Annotated in this window: 3 tRNA genes; all 3 read left to right on the forward strand. The window is 47.6% G+C overall.

The annotated features are described in order from the left end of the window. The first annotated feature begins 96 nt into the window (after positions 1 to 96). The 3 genes from ASU02_RS25475 (at position 97) to ASU02_RS25485 (ending at position 341) form a co-directional block, all read left to right on the forward strand. Positions 97 to 170: transfer RNA gene (locus tag ASU02_RS25475), tRNA-Arg, on the forward strand. A gap of 6 nt (positions 171 to 176) precedes the next feature. After that, a tRNA-Pro gene (locus ASU02_RS25480) sits at positions 177 to 250 on the forward strand. A gap of 15 nt (positions 251 to 265) precedes the next feature. Beyond that, positions 266 to 341, forward strand: a tRNA-Ala gene (locus ASU02_RS25485).

Consider the following 341-nt stretch of genomic DNA (forward strand, 5'->3'; position numbering starts at 1 on the left):
ATCATTTGAGTTGGAAAATAACAAATATATAGAATTAATATACGTAGCAGTATTGATTTTGTATGGTTTGTTTACTTCTTAGTACAGTGGATGAATGCGCCCGTAGCTCAATTGGATAGAGCGTCTGACTACGGATCAGAAGGTTATGGGTTCGACTCCTTTCGGGCGCGNCTAAACGGGAAGTAGCTCAGCTTGGTAGAGCACTTGGTTTGGGACCAAGGGGTCGCAGGTTCGAATCCTGTCTTCCCGATTTTAAAAATGATTTGGGGCCTTAGCTCAGCTGGGAGAGCGCCTGCCTTGCACGCAGGAGGTCAGCGGTTCGATCCCGCTAGGCTCCACCA

Source organism: Cytobacillus praedii (assembly GCF_001439605.1).
GTDB lineage: Bacteria > Bacillota > Bacilli > Bacillales > Cytobacillaceae > Cytobacillus > Cytobacillus praedii.